Origin of the sequence: Proteiniphilum sp. UBA5463 (assembly GCF_002427225.1) — a bacterium.
GTDB classification, from domain to species: Bacteria; Bacteroidota; Bacteroidia; order Bacteroidales; family Dysgonomonadaceae; genus Proteiniphilum; species Proteiniphilum propionicum.
The window spans coordinates 30290-52186 of record NZ_DIQL01000035.1 but is presented as its reverse complement, the minus strand read 5'-3'; the positions used below and the strand labels follow the sequence as shown (position 1 = coordinate 52186).

Sequence of the window (21897 nt, the reverse complement as noted above, 5' to 3'; positions counted from 1 at the left end):
GCCTTCTAATCAGAAGCCTTGTTAACATGGTAAGCTATTTTTACAAAAAAGAACATTTCTGTATTCCCCTGCTGTCTTCTAATCAGAGGCGCTGTCAAGCTCTGCTACAATCTCATCCAAACTCTTTTCTTTGCCACTCATGAATATTCGTTGATGAAAAGAGCAGAGCTCTTTCTGTATACCGGCAAACAGTCCTTTTTGTTTCGGCGAAAGAGGATAAGACAATAAAAAAGCACTTTTTTTCAAATCAGGGAAGATAGTAATAAGCTCATTTCGTCCCTTTCCGGTAATAAAAACACGCATACTCCGTCTGTCAGCCTCATCACGACGTTGATCTATCAGCTCTTTTCTAAGCAGCCGGTTTATAACTTCATTACCAGATGTCTTCTCCATTGCATTCATGTTGTTTAACTCCGTTTTGGAGAGGCTTTCACAATTCAAGAGCGAAATCAGATAGGTATATTCATCCATCGTCTGCAATAGAGAATTTTTCAGCAATTTTTTTACATAAAATTTGGAATAGCGGTGCAACAGGCTAATCTGTTGAGCTATCTGGACTTCGGCTGAAGTTCGAAGATCAACATTTTTGCTACATAAATATAGTATAAAATCGTCAATTTCCGGTGTATCATCATTCGAGAGCGTATTCTCAAACTTTTCCAGTTCATCAATAATTCCCAATAATATTTTTTTTGTCCTCATATAATACAATTATAGACGTAAATGTACTATTTATATAAATATTATACAAATTTATTTGCTATTTAGTCCGTAAATGTATTACTTTGCTGTAAAAACAATTGAATATGAATATTGCGGCACGACTTTCTGATGCCGGGAAAGAGTATAAAACAGGAGATACTACTATTGTTGCGCTTCACCCCTCTACAATTGCATTCAACAAAGGTGAGGTAACGCTTATAGTAGGCCCTTCAGGCTCCGGCAAGACAACACTTTTATCGTTGCTGGGCTGCGTGATCTATCCCACCATGGGCAAGGTGTGGGTGGGCGACACCTGTGTAAACGAGCTTTCGGAAAGAGCCCTGGGCTCATTAAGACTGAATCATATAGGCTTCGTATTTCAGGGCTTTAACCTGCTAGCACCACTAAATGCTTTGGAGAACATCATGCATCCGCTAATCTTGCAGGGTAAAAGCCGGAAAGAGGCAAAGAAAAGAGCACTTGAACTGATACGCACCTTCGACATGGAAGACCGGAAAAACAATCTTCCGCGCAACCTGAGTGGAGGACAACAGCAACGCATTGCAATTGCCCGTTCACTTATCACCGACCCCAGATTAATATTGTGCGACGAGCCTACTGCCTCTCTCGATCACCAAAGTGCAAAACAGGTGATGGATATGTTGAGTAATCTATCCCGTGATAACAGGGCGGTAATCATTGTAACTCACGACATGAGGTTAAAAAAATATGCAGACCGTACAATATATGTCTCTGAAGGAAAAATAGTCGACAGCGGTTCGGAAGAGGATTTTTAAATCGAAGATTCAGATTTCAAACATATGATTTAAATAAAAAAAGTAAACCATATATAAATGAAAAAAGATTTTTTATTGCTTTTGATATCACTGGTGATCACCTCAGCCTGCAGTAATCAAAAAGATCGGCAGGTTACCGTAACACTGTCATCCCCTTCACGTATAGTGGGAATAGGAAAGATCACTCCCCATGGAGGAGTCAGCGAGCTAGCCTCCCCCGCTTCGGGAATTGTAACAAAGGTGTGTGCCAAACCAGGTGACACGGTAAAGGAGGGAGATCTGTTGCTCCTACTGGATATGACAGACGAAATGCTTTCGGTAAAAGAGAGCGACACCCGTATCATCTCTCAGCAAAATGCCGTGGGTTCAGCAGCTGCAGCTTTGGAACATGAGAGGATTTCACTGGTCGAAAAACTTCGCCTGCTGACCGATGCCCGTGAGCTGCTGGAGGCAGGAGCCGCTACCGGAGAGGATGTACGCAAATTGCAGAATGAATATGATAAGGGTTGCGAACTGTTGAAAAAAATGGAAAACGACTACCGTGAACAACAGGCACAACTCAAAGAAATAACCATACAGCGATCTTCACGGATAAAAGATCTGGCCCGTACCCGGTTCCAGGCACCGTTCGACGGGATTCTGCTTGATATCACACCCCGTGCTGGTGAAGCGCTAAGCCTATATGAGACTTACGGACGCATCGCACCCGATGCGCCGCTCATTGTGATGGCTGAGATAGATGAGTTATATGCACGTGATCTGGCTTTGGGAATGCACTGTACAATAAATCTGCCGGGGGACTCTGCCGTTACGGCTTTGGGAGAAATCCTGCACATCTCACCCTACCTGAAGCGAAAATCTCTCTTCTCAGACAGCGGCAATGAGTTGGAAGACCGTCGCATACGTGAGATAGAAGTATCTCTGCACAGTATGCGAAAAGATCTACTTATCGATACAAAAGTGGAATGTACAGTCCATCTAAATTAACCGACCATGATCTCGACAGCCTATAAATTTGTACGATTTGAAAAATCCAAAAGCCTGGGTATCCTCACTGCTATAGTCATCAGTATCTACCTGATTGGAGTGGAGTTGGGCATGTTCTTTTACCTTGCAAATCTTATCGGCGGCATTGTAGGTAATTCAAATTCCGACTATGCACAGATTTTTGTAGTAAAGAGACAGACCAATAACGTGAATCAGCTCTCTCCTTTCGATATAAGATGGGTGAATCAGCTAAGGAGCGTTGAAGGGGTGGATGAGACCCATGGCTTTATTGTTGCGAACGTATCGGTCAAGCTCCCCAACGGCAATGATGCACCGGCAATGATAATAGGCAGTGATTATCCTGCCATGGCAGCAGGTCCTCATCCTGGACTGCTCCTGTCTGGCGACATACATAACCTTTCTTTTCCCGATATGGTATCTTCCGATTATTACGACAACAGAACATTCGGTTTTGACCTTCAGCAGGGTACTCAATTTGAAATCAACGGAAAAACGGCCACTATTGGTGTAACAACAAAAAGTGCTAAAGGATTTTCTACTCCGCTAATCTATACAACCACATCAAAAGCACGGTTCTATTCCGGATTATCAGGTTTTATGGTCAGCGGAATCATTGTCACAGTAAAAGACCCTGACAAAATTGAGCCGGTTATTTCACAGATCAACCATATTGCACCCGACCTTAAGGCATGGCGCTCCGATATGCTCAGTAAAACTACAATTGTAAATGTAATGACGGCAAACAATATGGGTATGAGTTTCGGAACTCTTATAATTTTCGGTATCATCAGCGGTTTCTTCATTATCGGGCTCACTATGTATTCTGCCACCTACGATCGGATAAAAGATTACGGAACACTGAAAGCTATAGGGGCATCGGGCCATTATATAAGCCTACTCGTTATATCCCAATCGGTTATCTACGCCGTAGTTGGGTTCACCGTTTCCCTGTTATTGCTAATTATCACCAAAGCGGGTATGGCAAAAGCCGGGCTGATTATCGGCCTGACACCTCCCTTTCTCATCTTCCTCTTATCAGTGACATTACTCATTTCAGTGGGCAGTTCATATTTTTCGATCAATAAACTAAAAAAAGTGGAACCATCATCGGTGTTTCGTTAAAATTTATTTTTCCTATGAAAAAAATTACACTCATAGCAATATTCATTCTATCGGCTGCTTCTGTTGCACAATTACCCGCAAAGGAAGCTGTGTCACACGAGCATTCAAAGAAAGTTGTTGAACAAAATCCCCCAAGAGAAGCTTTGTCACAAAAACCAATTTCTGAATCGCTTACGCTTGACAGAGCTATGGACTATGCACTGGGTCATTCACCCATACTGAGTGTAGAGAAGCTGAAGCTGGAAGATGTAACTATTCAGGTTAAAGAAAGCCGCCTGGAACACATCCCCGACATTTATCTGTCAGGAGAATTGAGACGCAACCTTATAATTCCGGCAACCCCGGTACCTGCACATGCTTTCAATCCCTCATCACCGGAGAGTGAGATTATGTACCTGCAGTTTAACACGAAATGGAACTCCTCTGCAGGTGTTAACCTAAAGTACGACCTGTTCAATCCTGAAAAGTTACATCGAGTTGCACAACAGAAGCAACAGTTAAGAATTCAGGAGTATGAAGCACAGATTTCAATTGATGATTTCAAGGAGAGGCTTGCTCTCGCCTATGCTGAATGCGTAATTGCAGAAGAGCAGAAGCTTCTGCTTTTGAAGGATACAGTCTATTATGCCGGCCTGTTGAACAATGCAAATCAGCTCTATATGAAAGAGAGAATTACACTTGCGGTGAAAAACGATGCAAATAGAATCTACAATGAATCGATTGCCAACCTCCTGGAAGCTGAAAAGATTGCCGGGGAGCGAAAAGCGGAACTACTTTACCTGATGGGCATGGAAGTAACACTCGAAAACATTGCATCACTCAACTTAAAAGAAGATATTACTGCTTTGCTGAAGAATATTGAAGAAAATTCATCCTACACTCCTGCATTGAACAACCTTGAGGAGCTACGACAGCAGGAGGTGGTGAATCTGGCAATACTAAGGCTGAAAACGGCCTCATGGAAATATGCCCCCACCCTAACCATTAACGGCTATTACGGTTCCAGCTACTACAACAACGAACCATCGTTTTTCAACAACAAATACTGGAGGGGGAACAGCTATATCGGCGTTTCCCTGAAAGTACCGGTTACACAGTCACTCACCACATCGAGTGAGGTTTCCCGCTTACGACTACAAAAGCAGATAGAGGCGGAGAACCTGCGTGACATTAGAAACAACAGGGAGAAAGAGCTACTCAATGAACTCTCGCTTCTGCAGGTAAGAAAAGAGAGCTATCGCCTTAGTCGCGAAAATTGGGAGATGAGTCAACAAAATTCAAAAGCAGTTCAGTTACAGTTCGACAAAGGGTATATACAGCAAACCGACCTGCTCAGTGAGCAACTTAAGATTCAACAGTCCAGGCAAAATTATCTACAGGCAGCCTACAATCTGTTCTCCAGCATAATAACAGTAAAAAACAGATAAAGATAGCAAAGCCTATATGCCTATCTTCTCTTACCAATTTCCCATTCTGGGCAGCTATGTCTGAAGAAAACTCAAATCCATAAATTAAAAGATGCCCACAATCAGCTCAAGTCTAAACTTTTACACATTGGGCTTACCGACTTAATTGAGACAAAAAACAAAGCGAAACTGACTCTTGGGGTCAGTTTCGCAATGATTTGTTATGCCCTTTTTACTGGACAGCAACAGTGTATATGAACATGCTTTTATGGAATTACAATATCATTACTCCATTCGGCAGGAAACAGATCAATAGCTAACTCCTCTGGTTTATAGAATGTTCTATATTTAATTACTTTGCCTTTAGGTATTTCATTAATAACTACATTATCGGAATTTTCTACTGTAACAATTTTTACAGAATTGTCTTCAGGCGAGATATACTTTACTTCAAGCTTATTATAATTACTTGGTGGTACATGCCATTCTATCTTTACTCCCTGATCTTGGTTGATTTTGGAAACTTTTTTTATAACTCTATTCGTTAATCCACTAGCATAAACATCTCCATAGATAGAGGAAAATGCTGGAACTTTGAGCGAACGTTGATCATATTTATTAACGTTTACAATCTCAAAACTGTAATTTCCTTCTTCCATTTCATGGATAATAATTAAAGAGTCTTTACCAGCCTTCAAGCCTTCACAATCGAATGTTATTGAATTAGCACCATTATTCCAGTAAAGAATTGTATGGTTCAATTTATTACCATTCGAATAGAATAGTTTAAATTCTGCTCGTTTATTGCCGGGGCAAATTGATACCGAATCTACCTTTTGAAGGTAAACCGTTTCACCATCTTCCAAGTATACTTGATGTTTATCCAAGTAACTATCGCATGATGTAATCATTAATATCGATATTAGAACTAATATATAGTTTTTCATATTTCTGATCAATTAAATATTATTTAGAAATTAATTGGTTTCTTTTCAACCTTAATCTTCATCTTCCTCACCTTCAAGGCGGTCGTCACCAAAAAGATTAACCTCGGAAAGCAAACCACCTGAATTAGCACCGTCAAAAGTAGTGGTTACTCTGAATCGCAAATAGGTGTATTTTACTGGGACCTCACTTAATGGTAGCACAAATTCGTGTCCTCGATTCTTGGCAACATCAAAGTCTTCCTCTGTCATAGAAGCATTATTTACCCAACCTCCCGAAGGCATTTTAATTTCGCAAGTCATAATATACTTCCATGAAGGATTATTAACAGGATCTTCAGTTGATGGATTGACTTCCGTTGAACCGTAAAGTTCCAATACACGAACATTAGCACCATAATAGAAGTGTGAATAGTTGGTAGCGCCCCATGCATATTGCCATAATACAATGCGTGACAATGTGGTAGGAGTTGGAAATTTCACTGTAGAAACATGTGGCAATGGTTTATCGCCTGCCGGCCAGAAAATGTCACCCCATCCTGGAGCAGATTTTTGGTCATCCCACCATTTTCCCATACCACTTGGATTACTGATATTGATAAAATACTCAGAACCTGGGATAGTCAATTTAGTATAGTCGAGTTCTTTTTCATAAAGAGGGGTAATGGTAAAATTGTTCATATCAGTATAGTTATTCCAACGGTCTCTGATTTGTACTAAGTATTCGGTCTTTTTACTCTTTTCACCACGTATGGTTAATTCACCTTTTGCGTTTTTAGAGTAGAATTGATCTATCAATATTGTATCAGGAGACTCTATTCTGTAAATAAACAATGCAATAGTACTTTGGTCTACATTATCCCAAGTTATTTGCATACCGCCAAAGTCGGGGTATACAGTTAATGATTCTAGAACTGCGTCCAATGGCGATTGGTTAGGCACGAAAGACAATGTATATGGCTCAGAATAATTTTCTGAATTATCTACTACATATAATTTAATGTCATGTGCGTTAGTATCGCGATAACCTTCCACTATTAAAGAGTCGGACAAGAATGATCCTCTAACAGTGAATTTTTTGCCACTTGTAATGGTATATTGAGCTTCAACACAACGTAAATCCTTCTCATCAGGTAGTGAATATTTAATAACAGCACCACCTGCGATTGGACGGTAACTTACATCTGCAGCAGTAAGTGCGGCAGGGGGATTAGTGTCAACCTTTATTGGCACTTTAAGATCATCTTCATTTGTACAGGAATAGATGAATATACAAAGAAGTGTGAATATTAATGATAAAATTTTTATTTTCATATCTTATATGATTGTTTGTTTAACTAATTTATCACCATCCTTTTGTTTGAACTAAGGCCGGATTCTTAACCATACTCTCTTGAGCAATAGGCCATAAATAGTCCTTCTTTTTGAAGTTAGGCCTTTTTCTCACAGTTTCAGTATAAAATGTTTCAGGAGTTTTTCCTTCAGTATCCCAACAAGTGATAGGCTGGTTGTTCACTGATTCAAGTTTCAACCAACGACGGATATCCCAGAAATTGTGTCCTTCGAATGCCAATTCAATATCACGTTCTTGTTGGATAATCAATCTTAAACCATCTTTAGTAGTTGGTTTGTTAGGATTGGTAGAATTATTCCATGACTCCACAACACCTTTTAATCCGGCACGCTCGCGTACCAAATCGATGTAGTGAATAGCATCGCCATCTGGGTCGCCAGCTTCGTTTGCAGCTTCAGCATACATCAAATAAAGATCGGCTAAGCGCAATAGAGGGAAAGGATAAGGAACATAATTAAATGTAGATGTTTGTGCACTACCTGTTAAAGTAGTTTCAGGATTAACCAATTTCATCGCTTTCATACCTGTCTTGTCTCCCCAACCACTGGAGTAACCTTGTTTGTTGGCAGATTCACCTTTATAACCTCTTACAATGTGGAAGTTATCACCATTGTTACCATTCGAGTAGCGTTTTGCCCTATTGAATGATATGGCAGAGTAATAACGTGGCTCGCGTTGAAGATTAAATTCTGCTTGCATTTCATTTGGTGCTACATAGTCGATTTCTTCAGCTGTAGGTAAACGCAAATCAGTTATTTTCTTATTAGCCCATGCTGGATCTTCTTCCATTGGCAATCCGTTGGCTGTATAGAAACGTTTTGCTGTGTTTAAAGTAACGCAAAAGTTTGGGTAGATCACACCTCCCCCTGCAGCTTCTGTTACGCCTAAGAAGTTAACTATTGATCCTGTTTGCAGGTTATGAGTGTTAGCTTGAACATTGCCCCAGATCAACTCGTCAGTCCAGTCTCTGTTTGTAACAGCACCTCTCAATGTCAAGTCCATTCTACGTGGTTTAGCAATTGAACTTGACTCATATTTGTAAAGTTTTATGCCTGCTTCGTGGCATGCGTTAATGGCTATTTTAGCAGCTTCACGAGCTTTTTCCCATTTTGATTCATCGTATTGGCTCAATAAAGCTTTTCCATCAGGGTTTGTCCAGTCGGCCAAGTATGCATTACCATTGAACAATGGGCTTGCTGCCAATAAAAGAGTTTTTGCTTTTAGGGTCAAAGCAATAGGCTGAGTAAAACGGCCCAACTCTTCAGATTTGTTGCTAATTACTGGTGGTAAATGATCAGCGGCTTCATCTAAAGTAGTAACAATAAAATTGACACATTCGTCCATTGTGTTACGATTTAAACGAATATCATCAGTACTAGAGTCAATTGAATACTCTTTAGTAATCAAAGGTACCGGGCCATATTGACGTACCAGATAGAAGTAGCAATAAGCAATAATTACTTTTGATTCAGCAATCCAGCGCTGCTTATTTAGCTCGCTAATATTAATCACCTTATCAATGTTATTTTGAAAGATATAACACTTCCTTATAGTTTTGTACAATGGAGTACCTCCATTAGTACCTCTATAATTATCTACATAAGGATTGTTAGAATTTTGGAACCCGTCTTTAATTCTAAAAGGAGTCTTAAAAGGGGCATCAATTTCTGTATAAGAATCTTTTTGCCAGAATTCGTATGATCCTGCCATTGCGGGATCGGTATTGCCGTTATGCTCTTTCGGAAGGCCGGCATAGCATGTAAATAGATATCTTTCGGCAGTTGTTTCATCTGCAAAAGCATGATCAAGCGTTGCAACGTTGTCTGGAATAATATCCAGGTAACTGCAAGAGCCAAATGACATGATTGCCATAAGAATGCTAAATATTATTGATATATGTTTCATAGTTAAACTATTTTAAAATCCAATCTGTAAGCCAAAATTTATAACTCTCTGAATAGGATATCCTAAACCATTTCCTGCCATTTCAGGATCCCACAATTTAAACTTGCTTAATGTAAGAAGATTTGAACCATCAACATAGATACGGAAGTTGTCGATGAGTAGTTTACGCTGAATTTTTTTGGATATAGTATAACCAATTTCTACCGATTTCAAACGCAAAAATGAACCGTCTTGCATAAACCAAGTACTGGTTTGGTTATTATTTTCAATTACGTAAGATGACAAACGAGGCCACAAAGCATATATGTTTTGATTACTTTCTGACCAGTAATCATCAGCATAAGCTTTCAACATTGTGTTGTTGCCAATCCTATTGTCCATTGAAGATGCGACGAATGGTGCAGTAGCTCCTTGGTCAATCCAGAATGATGAACGTCCTGAACCTTGAAAGAAAGCCGAGAGATCAAAATTCTTGTATCCTAATGATAAACCGAAACCGTAAATTATTTCTGGAGTTGTAGGATATCCAATTGGCACTCTGTCTTTAAAGTTGATAACACCGTCACCATTGATATCTTTGTATTTAATATCACCTGCCTTGTAATCACCAAATTGAGAAGGTGAGTTCTTCACATCGTTTTCATCAACAAACAAACGTTCTGCAACATAACCCCATTGCTGTGTAATAGGTTGGTCAATGTGGCTCAACCATGGCGCATCGGCATATTCAGGTTCTTCATATAAATTAAACTTACCTTTGGCATAAGTAAAGTTAACACGGCCTTGTAACCACAAATCTTTGTTGAATGATTTATTGTAGTCGATAGAACCATCAAAACCTTGAGAGAATGCTTTACCGATGTTAGCCTTTACATTATCCGGAAATTCAACTCCAATTTCATCGGTTATAGATGCACGAGATTGTAGGATATTACTACGATCTTCACGGAAGTAGTCAGCAATAATTACGAAATCGTTGAATAGTTCTAATTCGAAACCTAAGTCTAATTTATTAGCAACTTCCCACCCAATGTTATTATTGGCATAACGTATAATGCTTGTTGTTGGCCTGTGAATCGGCCTGTTCATATTTAAACCGAAACCAGGTCCGGTAGTTGCAGATAAATTAACATTAGAAAGATAGAAGAAACGGTCGTTTACATCACCAATTCTCTCGTTACCTACTTTACCATAAGTTCCTTTAAACTTTAACAAAGAAAGGACGTTGTTATTCACATTTTTCATAAATTCTTCGTTAGTAAGTATCCATCCAAAACCTACTGATGGGAAGAAACCCCAACGGTGTGATTTATGGAAACGTTCAGATGCATTGTAACCAAAGTTAGCTTCAATAAAGTAACGTGAGTCATAACCATAAGTTGCTCGTCCGGCAAGGCCTAAATTTCTATAAGGAAGTGATTGAGATAATGATGAGGCTGCCGATCTTGATTCGTCACGCATAGTGAAAACCATAAGACCTGATACATCATGTTTATCATTGAAGGCTCGGGCATAGTTAAGTGCAGTTTCAAGATAAACAACACTTAAACTATATTCATTACCTTTTGTATAGTTAAGATATTCAGTACCTGTCTGCTCGTTAGAGTTAAAAAGGACATATTCATCTTTAATCCTATCGTAGCTATCTACATAATAGTAGTATGGATTGTATTGACGTGATGATTCATAGAAACCGGTTCTGTTCGTGTTAACCGATAATCTGAAATTCAACCCTTTGGTGATTAAATCTAATTTTTGATTTAACTCTGCTTGCATTGATAAGAAAGTGCGGCTATAGTTTCTATAACCTTTTACCAGCTCTGCATATGGGTTAAGTGCATTAGCTTGATTATTGTTACCGAACAAAATATGGTTGGTGTATTTATGATCAGCATCAGCATCAAAATAAGCTGGATAATCAACCGGGCTGGTTTTCATAATCATAGAATAAACTTTAGTACCATCATGAACAGGACCTTTGTAATCATCGAAGCTGCCATTCATGCGAATTGCAACCTTGGTAGTAGGGGCCATGTTGATGGTTATATTTGAACGAACATTAACTCTATTAATAGATATGTTTTGATTAAAGTTGTTTCTTTTATCTACTTTCAAGTTACCGTTATCATGACTATAGTTGGCTGCGATATAGTATTGGGCAACTTTACCACCTCCATTGATATTCATATTGTATCTTTGATTCCATGTTTGGTCTGCGAACAATAAATTATACCAATCCGTAGCCGGATAAACGTTTTTGTTCAATCCTGCTTTGGTATTATCAATTTGCATTTGTGAGTACCTTGCTCTTTCCAAAGGGTTACGAGTCGAAATAGCTTCATTAAACAGTTCCATATATGAAATTGGATCAACTGTTTTAACTTTGCTTACAGGTGAAGACAATGAACCTTCTACACGAAATGAAACACGAGCTTTTCCTTCACTTCCTTGTTTGGTGGTAACCATGATTACACCATTTGCAGCACGTGAACCGTAAAGAGCAGCAGATGTAGCATCTTTAAGTATTGAGAAACTCTCAATATCATCGGTGTTCAAACGTGCTAAATCTTCAGTAGTTAATTCCAAACCATCAATCAGGATAAGAGGAGATTTTGAATAACCGAAACTGGTGACACCACGAACGAAGAATTCGGCATTGTCAGCCCCCGGCTCACCCGAACGTTGATAAGATACCAAACCTGAAATGCGGCCGGCAAGCGAGTTGGTTAAATTGCTTGAAGGTATTTTCAACTCTGCCGGCTTAATCGTTGATATTGAACTAACGACACTCTCTTTCTTTTGTCGGCCAAATGCTACAATTTGAACTTCGTCAAGCAATTCTGAATCTTCAAACATCGTTACTACGCGAAATGCATTTGCATTGTTTCCCGTAAAACGTATTGTCGATGTTTTGTATCCGATAAGTCTGAATGTCACTTCAGCATCTCTTTCTACTTGCAAAACATAGTTCCCATCCATATCAGTTGATGTTCCAGCTTGTATCCCTCCCTCTTTCGATGTATAAAATACATTAACACCAATCATCGGTTCATTATTGATGTCTATTACCATACCTTTAATTTCGACTTTTGATGATTGTTGTTGAGAGGATAGCGCATTCAAACTAATGGATATCTCATTCATTGGAGCTTGGTGAGCTTTGAGCTGCATAAAGGCAGACAATACCATAAAAATAATTAATTTGCTTTTTTTCATGTGATAAATTTTTACATGTGATAAATTTTTAAGTGAAACAATACATTACATTTAGAGCAATTCTAATAGAAAAATTTGATAAATATTAATAATCATTCAATGACGTAATTACAATGCCATATGCCAAGTATACCTTCAAATAAAAGGGCAATTACATCAATAAATTTGAAATATACATTCGTTATGTGTGAAGCATTTATCTCTTTTTCAATACTCACACCATTGTCACAAGCATCGACTATATATTAAAACGTGCCTAATCAATCATGCTTTACTGTGTGACCATTGATAGTATAAAATCAGCTAATATTCCTGTCAACTCTTTTAACACGGCAAAAGCATATGCCCAAATAACGATGGAAATTAATGCCAACTTCAAGGCAACTTCATCTGTTGATACTCCACAGGTCACAGTAATTAACTCCAGACAACATTTGTTGTTGATTTTTTTAATACATGCGCATGCACTTAGGCTGCACAATATTTTTTAATAACTTTTTTTGTATTTGACATGTGAATGTTGCATTTTGTTTAATGCATTTATAATAAGTGTTTTACCTTACGTCAACTATTTTTTTTGAGATAATTAAATATCATCAAGACACTGAATTGAATCCATTTTTTATGTTGATAATGTACTAAAAGCAAAAATGCACACGTGTGCATTGCAAAAGTAAATATTATTTTTATATATGCAAAAAATAATATTCTTATTTTATGTAAAATATTGTTAAGGCAGGCTAGTGAGCACAGAATTTCCTGCAAATTAATGTATATCATTCTATTTAACAGCGATATATCAAATGTGAAATTAATTTTACAAAAACGATTTAATCTTGTTATAGCTTTGCTACAAATTTCGTTGTACTAAAGTTTTCGATTTACTGGTTATAATTATCTTGCGATATAATCACTATATTTGTCAGATATATAAGTTAGTTATTATGTTATTATTTTTAAGATATTATATCAAAAGTCATTAATATATCCCTTGTTTCAATAATGATTATGAAAAAAGAAGTAACTATAAAAGATATAGCCAAACAGTTAGGCATACATCACACTACTGTATCAAGAGCTTTGCATGGCAGTAAAAAAATAAAAGAAGAAACTCGAAACCGAGTATTACAGGAAGCTCATAATTTAGGATATACCCCTAATCTATTAGCTCAAAATTTAAGAAATAGGCAAAGCAGAATTATTTCATTCATCATTCCTGATTTCAAGCATCATTTTTTTTCAAGGCTAATTTCTTCCATAACTGAATTAGCTTATAATAATGGATATATGATAATGATATTCCAATCAAATGATAACCCATATATAGAAAAAAAAATTATAAACTCATTAATTAGTTTGCGTGTTGCAGGCGTTGCCATTTCAGTGGGATTAAAAACTAAATCAACCGCTCATTTCGATAAATTAAAAGAAGAAGGAATTCCATTAGTTTTTTTTGACAGAGTACCGGTAAAGACTCAATATTCTACAATTACATTGGATAATTATCATGCAATTCGAATGGTAGTCGATGAATTAATAAAGCGGAATAAAAAAAACATTGCTTACATTTCGTTTAATAGCCATATGAGAATATTTAAAGATAGGCTGAACGGGTATAATGAAGCTATTTCAGATGCAGGCTTGTCTTATAATAGATCTATAAATGCGAAGCAAATATTTATCAATGACGGATACGAATCGGCCTCTTTACTGTTTAAAGAAAAAGAAATACCAGATGCCATAATATGCATTAATGATGAAATTGCCATTGGAACGATGAATTTCCTAAAAGAAAAGGGATTTACCATTCCCGATGATGTCGCTGTTATTGGCTTTGATGATAACCCAATGGGAGCTGTATGTGATCCGCAATTAACAACTTTGTCTCAATCTATTGATAACTTGTCACAAACACTATTCAGTCTTCTCATAAAACAGATAGAACAAAAAACCGAGATAAAGGAAGATGTTATATTACCATTGAAATTGAAAATAAGGAGCTCATTATAATATTCAAATAAGTTGGTTGGAATTGTAATTCAAATTGTGCCAGATTATATACCAATCATTACTTCTTACTTCTACGTTATACAACGCAATCTATCTTCAATAAATGGTTGATTATAATTTTAATTCCTCACACAATTTGAATTACATTCCCAACTAGTTTTCTGCTTTAATAATACATTAATAATATGAATTAATATATTTTACAACTTCCATTTCCCTGTTAACTCTATAACTGTTGCAGGTTGTTCTATACGGACATGACTTACGTCTAATATGCATTGGTTCTTGTCATTGAACTGTGATAATTTTACTTTTTTCCCGTTCTGCAGTAAATGTGCTTTAACCACCCCTTTTTCAAAAGAGCAGGGTATTTCTATTTTCCCATTTTCAGGTTCGGAGTAAAGAATGAGATATAATTTATTATCACCTTTGCGAGTCACTCGTCCCCATTGAAACTCTTTGTCGAAAGGATTAGCTCTGGTTCCGTAGATGGCATCGCCATTTACTTTCATCCATTTTCCAATTGTCTTGAAAATTTCCACACTCTCTTCGGGTATGGAACCGTCAGGCTCAGGGCCAATATTCAAAAGGAAATTTCCCCCTCTACTTACTACATCTATCAGTTCATGAATAAGTTCATCAGCAGACTTCCATTTTTGGTTAAAAGATGAATACCCCCAAGTTCCATTCAATGTTTGACAGGCTTCCCAATCACCATCAATGCCTGTAGCCGGGACATGATGTTCAGCAGTAGAATAATCACCTTTCCAAGTGGGGGTAACTTTTATTCCTCCTTCACTCAGATGGTTGTCAGAATGATAAAGACGATTGTTTTGAATTGCTTTTGGGTGTTTTTCGAATAAGGATTTCATTAAGCGGGTTGCCCCCCATGCATAATCTCCCTGAAATTTGGGTTGGCTGAAATCCCACCAAATCAAATCCACTTTATATTGGTTGATTAAATTATTGAAAGTATTAAATAGATATTCCTTGTATTTCTCATGGTTTCCAAAATGACGTTTTCCCTGTTTTTCTGCTTCATAGTTTCCTTCTGGGTATGAAATGCCAGAATTAGTAGGATCATAATCAGGATGATTCCAGTCTAACAGAGAAAAATAATATCCAGCTTTTATATTATTTTTTTCGCATGCAGCTGCATATTCTTTTACGATGTCTATACCTTTTTTATTCTTTACATTGAAATCATAATGTGGTGTATCAAACATATTGAAGCCTTCGTGATGACGACTTGTCAGTACCGTATAAGTACATCCGGCTTCTTTTGCCAGTTTTACCCATTTCTCTGCCATTCCAGATTTAGGATTGAAACGAGGCATTGCCTCTTTTTTATAAGTTTCAAAATCTGCACCAGACTGCATTTGAATCCACTCAACACATCCTTCATATTTTTCTCCCTGGAATTCACCTGCTAAGCCAGAATAAAGCCCATAATGAATAAACATCCCAAATTTGCCATCTCTCCACCATTTCATTCTTGCATCACGTTGTTCTTTGGTTTCATAAGGAGCACCTTCTTCACCTATACGCTCATCATATACAAGCTCTTGCAAATATACCGATTTGACAAATGAGTTCACTTTGGTTGCAATATCTAAAGATTGAAGATTTCCAGCCATAGACAAACGTTTGACAGCATCTTGCATTTCCGATTGCAACTTCAATGCTTGCTCATATTCAGATTTCAAATTTTGAGGACAGGTTGTATAAGTCAATCGTAACACTGCCTGCAATGCCGGATTGTCCTCACATTTCTTTTGAAGTTCTTCCAATGTCCGGAGTGCATTTGTCCAGTCAGCAGATGAGTGTACTTCGTTCAATGTACGAGTAGCTTCCGTATAAATATTGCCTAATTCTTGAAAATTATTGATTTTAATATCAATACCCAGGCAAATCAATGGAAACAACAGCGTCAAGCTTGCCAATAAAAAATTCTTTTTCATAATACACTATAAAATTAAAAAATGAATTTATAAATAGTAGTTTTATTTAATATCGAAAAAAATATAATCATATTCTCACATTTGATTGTCAAAAAATTGAGTTATTCCACATGCAAGACAAATGAATGGTTTAGTTTCTAATTTCTTTAATATTTAGATAATTATAAAGGAATAATACCACTAAAATATAGCCAACGAGAGAAGGATGTACATGGTCTTGCAGCAGATTCTCTTCCAAATTTTGTACAAAGAGAGTATATGTATCTAAACAATCAACCCCTTCCTCAATGCAGTGGCTCCAAGGGAATAAAAACACATCACCAGATACTTTTCTTTTAAATATCTTTGTAGACGGGCAAGATAGTTTTTCTCACATGATTTGTTCATTTTGTATGTACCATGATTTTCCTCAACATAGGTATACCCACACTTTGCTTTACTTTCAATCTAACTTTATCAATTAATGGACAATCTGGTATCGGATCAATTTTTCTGCGCCCTACGGATGTTCCGGATGCCAATTCTATCCAACATTTCTTGTCTACATCAAATCCTTCAATTACATATGAGCGAATACGCTGTCCGTAATTATAAGCCTCCCATACATCTGTATAAGTTACATGTGTGGGAACCGGTAGGTTCAGACAATGTTCATTACCAACTTCTTTATCCAATACAGCAATAGGATGCCCGAAGGTCCTTTCTATCTCAACTCCAAATTCTTTATAACGTTCCATATCGTCAGGATGAATACTCCCATCGGCTTGAGGAGCACAATTCAGCAGGAGAAAGCTGTTACGTCCTACGGACTTGATATAACATTCCATCAATTCATTTACACTACGACGGTGTTTTAGTGCTTCAGGCCTCATGTGCCAAAAATGATTGTGCAAAGGAACATCAGCTTCATGTGGAGCCCAGTAATCACCGTCGGGATTATCCGCATCTTGTGTTTGGTTAGCATCTGCTTCAAACTGAGTTTCAAAAACACGGTTCATCCGTTCTAATGTAGTTACTGACCAACAGGGGTCTGACACAACTCCCTTTTCATTTCCGGGCCAACGCACCGTAGGTAATGGATCGTGACAACCAACAGCAGCAACCACAGCATTTGGCAATAATTCTTTCAATATGTCTCCAAGATGAGCATTAATGGGCTGGTCAATCCATATTTCTGTAATGTGGTCACTGCCTAATCGTTCTACTATTTCACGAATACGCGTATGTAAAATTTGATCTGCTTCCTTACGGGTACTTACTTTATCTATTTTAGTATATGTCACCGTGTTGTTGTCTTCCGCTTCTTCTTCGGGGTGTGGAGACCAGCAATAAAAGCCCATGTTCAATCCATTTTGTCTACAAGCTTCTCCAAATTCTTTTACTACATCGCCATTACCGCCTTTATAGGATGTATTTCCAATATGATATTGAGTGGTTGCGCTAGGCCACATACAAAAGCCACCACTATGAGCCAGCATAAAAATAATTTCTTCTGCTCCCCATGCTTTCGCAGCTTTTACCCACTCATTTACATCTAACTTTTCAAAACGAATATCTTTTAATGGTGTGCTGCCATCATCATATTCACGTTCTTGTATAGTTGCAGGATCTAACTGTATAAACATTCCTCGTTCCATTTCCTGCCATTCATACTGTACTTTTGTTGGTTTTGCCAAATGTGCAGCCGATGGGTCATTTGCTGCTCGTTCCCATTCTCTAAAATGGGAATTACATGAAGACAGAAAAGTAGATAAAGCAAGAATTGCTACAATTGATTGTGAAAAATGAAAATTCATATTACATAAGAATGTCATTAAATATTTTATCCAAATTTTGAACTGTTTAAATTTCGTTATTGATCAACTTCCGGTGATATTAATTTTGTAAATTTCCCCAATTCGTTTAAATTAATCATGATTTGATACAATCCTGTTTTTCTTAATAATTCTGTTTTTGTCAATTTTCAATATATTTTTGGTTTGTCATTGATCAAATTCGTCATTTTTTAAAACTTTCGCAATTATTTATTTTATTCAAAAAAAACTATTTGTGCTATTCTTCACATTGCATTATAAAACAAATCGACGCCAGTAGTATCTTATTAAAATACAAGCTTTAGGGAAACGGTTGTTACAACGAAAACACAACTATTTATAAATATAATCAATTAAGTTGAGAGCCAAATCAACTATCGGTCTGCTTGCACATGTTAAAAATAATTGGTAATGATCTACTCTATTTCATTTTTTAACTCCGCACTCGCATAATTGTGAAGTAATTACCCTCGTGTTAATATCACTAAAATACTAAATGAAATCCTCTTTTCGTAAAGTAAGTAAATGAAATTAAAATAAAGATGCACACGTGTGCATTGCAAAGATAAATATTATTTTTTTATATGCAAAAAATCATGTTCTTATTTTTTACAAATTATCTCAATGATAATTTATGTTATGGATTTTTTCTCCGTTACCGGATCTTTTGCCGAATTTTCCTCAAGTATATCTTCATCTGTATCCCTACAGTTTTCGAAGCAGTTGTTTTCAATAAGAACTTTGATGATCTGTTTAAGGAAGAACGGGTATTTGTTCCGGTCAAACTGTTAAAATTAGGTATAGTATATTATAGTGTTATTGCTACGAAAAACCATTCAGTAGGTAGATTTGACGTAAACTATCTGACGGTCGAATATTTCAAACATATTGTTTTAGTCTGCTTGAAAAGTCTCAAATAAGAAGATTTGACATCATAATAACTTGAAAATCAGAAATCATTTTTAACAAAACGACTAACTAAAGTGGACTCACTGTTTTAGATTACGATTACAAAGTAGGAAAACTGCTGTTTATAATTATCACCTCATAGCTGGCAGCGGACTCGAACCAACTACTGCAATCGTCCGTTTATAAAAACTTTAATTCCACACCTGCCACTGCATGTAACGTGTATATAGTGTGTTCTCATTCACTCTTATGGCTACCCTCTGGAAGTCCCGTGTACATTTATGGCGTCACCGCCCATCCCTTTAATATTTCCTGCGGAAAGAAAGGGATTCGAACCCTTGGTACCCGCGAGAGTACAACGGTTTTCGAGACCGCCCCGATCGACCACTCCGGCATCTTTCCTTATTTCAATGCAAAATTACATTATTTATTCAAACTACGGCTACGAATAGTTCACTAAAGTTAGATATTCGCTCGTCAAGGAATAATAAAAGTAAACTTGGCTTCTGCTCTTTTGACTTAATGCGAATAGTTCACTAAAGTTAGACTATTTCTCGCTATGGCATAGTCCAAATAAATTTGTCCTCTGCTCATTTAGCTTAACGAAACAGTTCACTAAAGTTAGATATATATTTTAAGCTACTTATTTAATGACTGCAGTGCATCATCTGTTGATGAAAGCAGAGGCTCTATAGAGATGGGAGATCCTACTGCATTTTTCATCCACAACTGCGGTATTATTCTGCCCTGGGTGTACATCCGTTCAACTTCTTCAGCAAGATTTTTTCCGCGTACCTGCTGTTCAATCTGGAAGTCGATCAGGTGCCCCATCGGGTAGTTGGGAAGGTATAGAGGGTAATCGATCATGTGAGAATAGATTCCCAACAACGTCTCATCTTCTCCTCCCAATACTCCTGCATAATATGTGTTCCAGACCTCTTTTGCAGCATTAATAACAGTCTCTTTCAACTGAGCCGGTGTAGCATCGGGGTGAGCGTAAAGCCACTCCCATACTTTTATATCGACCAGCGACACCCCCATTATCTCGTAACTAGACCAGAAGTTATCCAACGCGAGATAGTATTCATCTTCAGTATTTGGGTTTTTCAGGCCAAGCAGCTCCAGATCACGCTTTTGGAATAAAAATGCCACAGCTTCGGTAAAAGAGGTGTTAGGAACACCGTTGAGCATGTAGGAATCCACATTGTTCATGGTAATGGTCTGCTCTACATTGTGGCCAAACTCATGAACGGCAATGTTGTAACCCTTATAATCCATCCCCCCGGGTCCTATGCGTGTACGAAGGCGGGCAACATCATTGCGCATCTCAGCTCCCCATGCATGCCCGGCACCACGTGATGAGTCGACTGTTACTAGCGAAGATATATCATTTGCCTTATCGGGTGACCAACCAAGTTTCTCGAGAATATTGGGAAGATCTTTTTCAAGTGCTTTCGCATCAGGGTATTTCTCGGAGGTGATTGAAGAGAGCTGTTCTTCGGAAATGCTACCACGAGCTTTAAACCCGTTATACCAGATGTCAAAAGGTTCCAACTTCCGTCCAAGCCTCGACTCGATGAATGACGCCACCTCTTTAACCTGCGGTGAAGAGAGCAATCCTTTGAACAACTCCTCCACATCTTTCTGAGGGATCTCCATGGAAGCATCGAAAGCCCGTGCAAGCTGAGTGGGATAATGCGGAGAATAGACATCAAGCTGACTCATAGCATGAAAATTCTTCAGGAACACCTCATATCTCTTAGTCTCTTCAGGAGTGGAAGAGACCTTTTCTTTCCCTTCAAAAACATCGTTCGTCTCAGGCCTCCATGTATAGGTATCGCTGTTAATAATCTGCAATGGAATGGACTGATCAATTATACGTTGCATCACAGTATAGATAATCCGCTGCTTTTCAATACCTCCCTCTTTGTCTGCATAATTCGATTTCAACTCATCGCGTAATCCCCAGTGAGATATCAGTTTCATGTCATCTGGAAAGAGTTGTTCATCCTTAATATTCCTCAAATTCCCCATGTAAATATTGTAATCTGAAATATAGGTATCAGCTTCTGTAAGAGTCTTTGAGATTTCTTGCTTAACAGTTGCGGGGACTCTCGAAATAAACTTGTCTCCCATACGTGCATACGCCCACTCTTGCCGTGTCCACTTTTCCCCAAGCTCGCTCTTTTCTTCCAACGAGTAAAACGGAAAATTCAATGCTGTAATAAAAGCTATCCTGTTGGTATAAAGATCATCCGTCAGATGAGCTGCTGCGTCGTAACTGCCGAACATCATATCCACTGGAGTGATCTCAGGCCCTTCGAGCTGCAGAGGTGCTTTAAGCATCACATCCATCTTGTGAAAATAGCCGTTGATTACCTCTAAATTTCGTTCCAGAGTGTTGAAAAGTGATGCCAACTGCTCCTTATCGGCCACAAAAGAGCTTTTACAGAAGCGGGCAAAATCGTCCACAGTGCCGTCCGGCTCCCGCCACAGACCAGCTACTTGCTTTACACCCCGTTCAATACGGAAAGAGTGTGGCTCGCCAAGTGAATCTTTCAACTGTTTCGTAACATTGCCTATCTGTGAATCAGTTATAAAGTCAGCGTTTTTCATATCTGTCTTATCTTTCGTGTTGGTACTGCATGCCGCTAATCCGGCAAGAAGTAACATGATGGTAGTGAAAAGGATTTTTTTCATTATTCCTGGTGTTTTTTAAGGGTACAGTTATGAACGAACTATTGCACTG

General features: G+C 37.9%; 13 protein-coding genes and 1 tRNA gene. 5 read left to right on the top strand and 9 right to left on the bottom strand.

Annotated features, from left to right (window positions below):
• Positions 1-78 precede the first annotated feature (78 nt).
• Positions 79-702, bottom strand: a complete 624-nt coding sequence (locus B3B27_RS05715) for a MarR family winged helix-turn-helix transcriptional regulator (RefSeq protein ID WP_238868594.1) — start codon at positions 700-702, stop codon at positions 79-81.
• A 104-nt stretch (positions 703-806) separates the two neighbouring features.
• Here B3B27_RS05715 and B3B27_RS05710 point away from each other — a divergent pair, with 104 nt between their 5' ends.
• From B3B27_RS05710 to B3B27_RS05695, 4 genes are read left to right on the top strand one after another with little or no spacing between them, the layout of a single operon-like run.
• Complete coding sequence (locus B3B27_RS05710; protein ID WP_238868593.1) at positions 807-1499, top strand: ABC transporter ATP-binding protein; 693 nt, start codon at positions 807-809, stop codon at positions 1497-1499.
• A 57-nt stretch (positions 1500-1556) separates the two neighbouring features.
• On the top strand, positions 1557-2486 hold the full coding sequence (locus B3B27_RS05705) for an HlyD family secretion protein (RefSeq protein WP_238868592.1): 930 nt from the start codon (positions 1557-1559) through the stop codon (positions 2484-2486).
• Between the two features lie 6 nt (positions 2487-2492).
• Positions 2493-3629: an ABC transporter permease gene (locus B3B27_RS05700; RefSeq protein ID WP_238868591.1), complete on the top strand. Its 1137-nt coding sequence runs from the start codon at positions 2493-2495 to the stop codon at positions 3627-3629.
• 14 nt (positions 3630-3643) lie between these two features.
• On the top strand, positions 3644-5056 hold the full coding sequence (locus B3B27_RS05695; protein WP_286845689.1) for a TolC family protein: 1413 nt from the start codon (positions 3644-3646) through the stop codon (positions 5054-5056).
• A gap of 245 nt (positions 5057-5301) precedes the next feature.
• Here B3B27_RS05695 and B3B27_RS05690 read toward each other — a convergent pair whose 3' ends face one another.
• The 4 genes from B3B27_RS05690 to B3B27_RS05675 form a co-directional block, all read right to left on the bottom strand.
• Positions 5302-5946 carry a DUF4998 domain-containing protein gene (locus tag B3B27_RS05690; RefSeq protein WP_286847032.1) on the bottom strand — a complete coding sequence of 215 codons (645 nt, stop codon included), beginning with the start codon at positions 5944-5946 and terminating at the stop codon, positions 5302-5304.
• Between the two features lie 87 nt (positions 5947-6033).
• Positions 6034-7293 carry a DUF4959 domain-containing protein gene (locus B3B27_RS05685; protein ID WP_238868588.1) on the bottom strand — a complete coding sequence of 420 codons (1260 nt, stop codon included), beginning with the start codon at positions 7291-7293 and terminating at the stop codon, positions 6034-6036.
• A 31-nt stretch (positions 7294-7324) separates the two neighbouring features.
• Positions 7325-9238: a RagB/SusD family nutrient uptake outer membrane protein gene (locus tag B3B27_RS05680; protein ID WP_238868587.1), complete on the bottom strand. Its 1914-nt coding sequence runs from the start codon at positions 9236-9238 to the stop codon at positions 7325-7327.
• Positions 9239-9250: 12 nt separating this feature from the next.
• Positions 9251-12454, bottom strand: coding sequence for a SusC/RagA family TonB-linked outer membrane protein (locus B3B27_RS05675; RefSeq protein ID WP_238868586.1), 3204 nt, complete (start codon positions 12452-12454; stop codon positions 9251-9253).
• 1008 nt (positions 12455-13462) lie between these two features.
• Between B3B27_RS05675 and B3B27_RS05670 the strand changes: the two genes are divergently transcribed.
• Complete coding sequence (locus B3B27_RS05670; protein WP_238868585.1) at positions 13463-14464, top strand: LacI family DNA-binding transcriptional regulator; 1002 nt, start codon at positions 13463-13465, stop codon at positions 14462-14464.
• A gap of 200 nt (positions 14465-14664) precedes the next feature.
• Here the strand turns inward: B3B27_RS05670 and B3B27_RS05665 are convergent, their stop codons facing one another.
• The 4 genes from B3B27_RS05665 to B3B27_RS05650 form a co-directional block, all read right to left on the bottom strand.
• Positions 14665-16425: an alpha-L-fucosidase gene (locus tag B3B27_RS05665; RefSeq protein ID WP_238868584.1), complete on the bottom strand. Its 1761-nt coding sequence runs from the start codon at positions 16423-16425 to the stop codon at positions 14665-14667.
• A 383-nt stretch (positions 16426-16808) separates the two neighbouring features.
• Positions 16809-18239, bottom strand: coding sequence for an alpha-L-fucosidase (locus B3B27_RS05660; protein ID WP_286847030.1), 1431 nt, complete (start codon positions 18237-18239; stop codon positions 16809-16811).
• Between the two features lie 1224 nt (positions 18240-19463).
• A tRNA-Ser gene (locus B3B27_RS05655) sits at positions 19464-19550 on the bottom strand.
• Positions 19551-19787: 237 nt separating this feature from the next.
• Positions 19788-21848, bottom strand: a complete 2061-nt coding sequence (locus B3B27_RS05650) for a hypothetical protein (protein ID WP_238868580.1) — start codon at positions 21846-21848, stop codon at positions 19788-19790.
• Positions 21849-21897 lie beyond the last annotated feature (49 nt).

What these genes read in the sequence shown, in the direction of transcription:
- B3B27_RS05675 (WP_238868586.1), bottom strand. Translation starts at nt 12,454, where the DNA reads ATGAAAAAAAGCAAATTAATTATTTTTATGGTATTGTCTGCCTTTATG.
- B3B27_RS05715 (WP_238868594.1), bottom strand. Translation starts at nt 702, where the DNA reads ATGAGGACAAAAAAAATATTATTGGGAATTATTGATGAACTGGAAAAG.
- B3B27_RS05710 (WP_238868593.1), top strand. Translation starts at nt 807, where the DNA reads ATGAATATTGCGGCACGACTTTCTGATGCCGGGAAAGAGTATAAAACA.
- B3B27_RS05685 (WP_238868588.1), bottom strand. Translation starts at nt 7,293, where the DNA reads ATGAAAATAAAAATTTTATCATTAATATTCACACTTCTTTGTATATTC.
- B3B27_RS05665 (WP_238868584.1), bottom strand. Translation starts at nt 16,425, where the DNA reads ATGAAAAAGAATTTTTTATTGGCAAGCTTGACGCTGTTGTTTCCATTG.
- B3B27_RS05690 (WP_286847032.1), bottom strand. Translation starts at nt 5,946, where the DNA reads ATGATTACATCATGCGATAGTTACTTGGATAAACATCAAGTATACTTG.
- B3B27_RS05670 (WP_238868585.1), top strand. Translation starts at nt 13,463, where the DNA reads ATGAAAAAAGAAGTAACTATAAAAGATATAGCCAAACAGTTAGGCATA.
- B3B27_RS05705 (WP_238868592.1), top strand. Translation starts at nt 1,557, where the DNA reads ATGAAAAAAGATTTTTTATTGCTTTTGATATCACTGGTGATCACCTCA.
- B3B27_RS05650 (WP_238868580.1), bottom strand. Translation starts at nt 21,848, where the DNA reads ATGAAAAAAATCCTTTTCACTACCATCATGTTACTTCTTGCCGGATTA.
- B3B27_RS05695 (WP_286845689.1), top strand. Translation starts at nt 3,644, where the DNA reads ATGAAAAAAATTACACTCATAGCAATATTCATTCTATCGGCTGCTTCT.
- B3B27_RS05680 (WP_238868587.1), bottom strand. Translation starts at nt 9,238, where the DNA reads ATGAAACATATATCAATAATATTTAGCATTCTTATGGCAATCATGTCA.
- B3B27_RS05660 (WP_286847030.1), bottom strand. Translation starts at nt 18,239, where the DNA reads ATGACATTCTTATGTAATATGAATTTTCATTTTTCACAATCAATTGTA.
- B3B27_RS05700 (WP_238868591.1), top strand. Translation starts at nt 2,493, where the DNA reads ATGATCTCGACAGCCTATAAATTTGTACGATTTGAAAAATCCAAAAGC.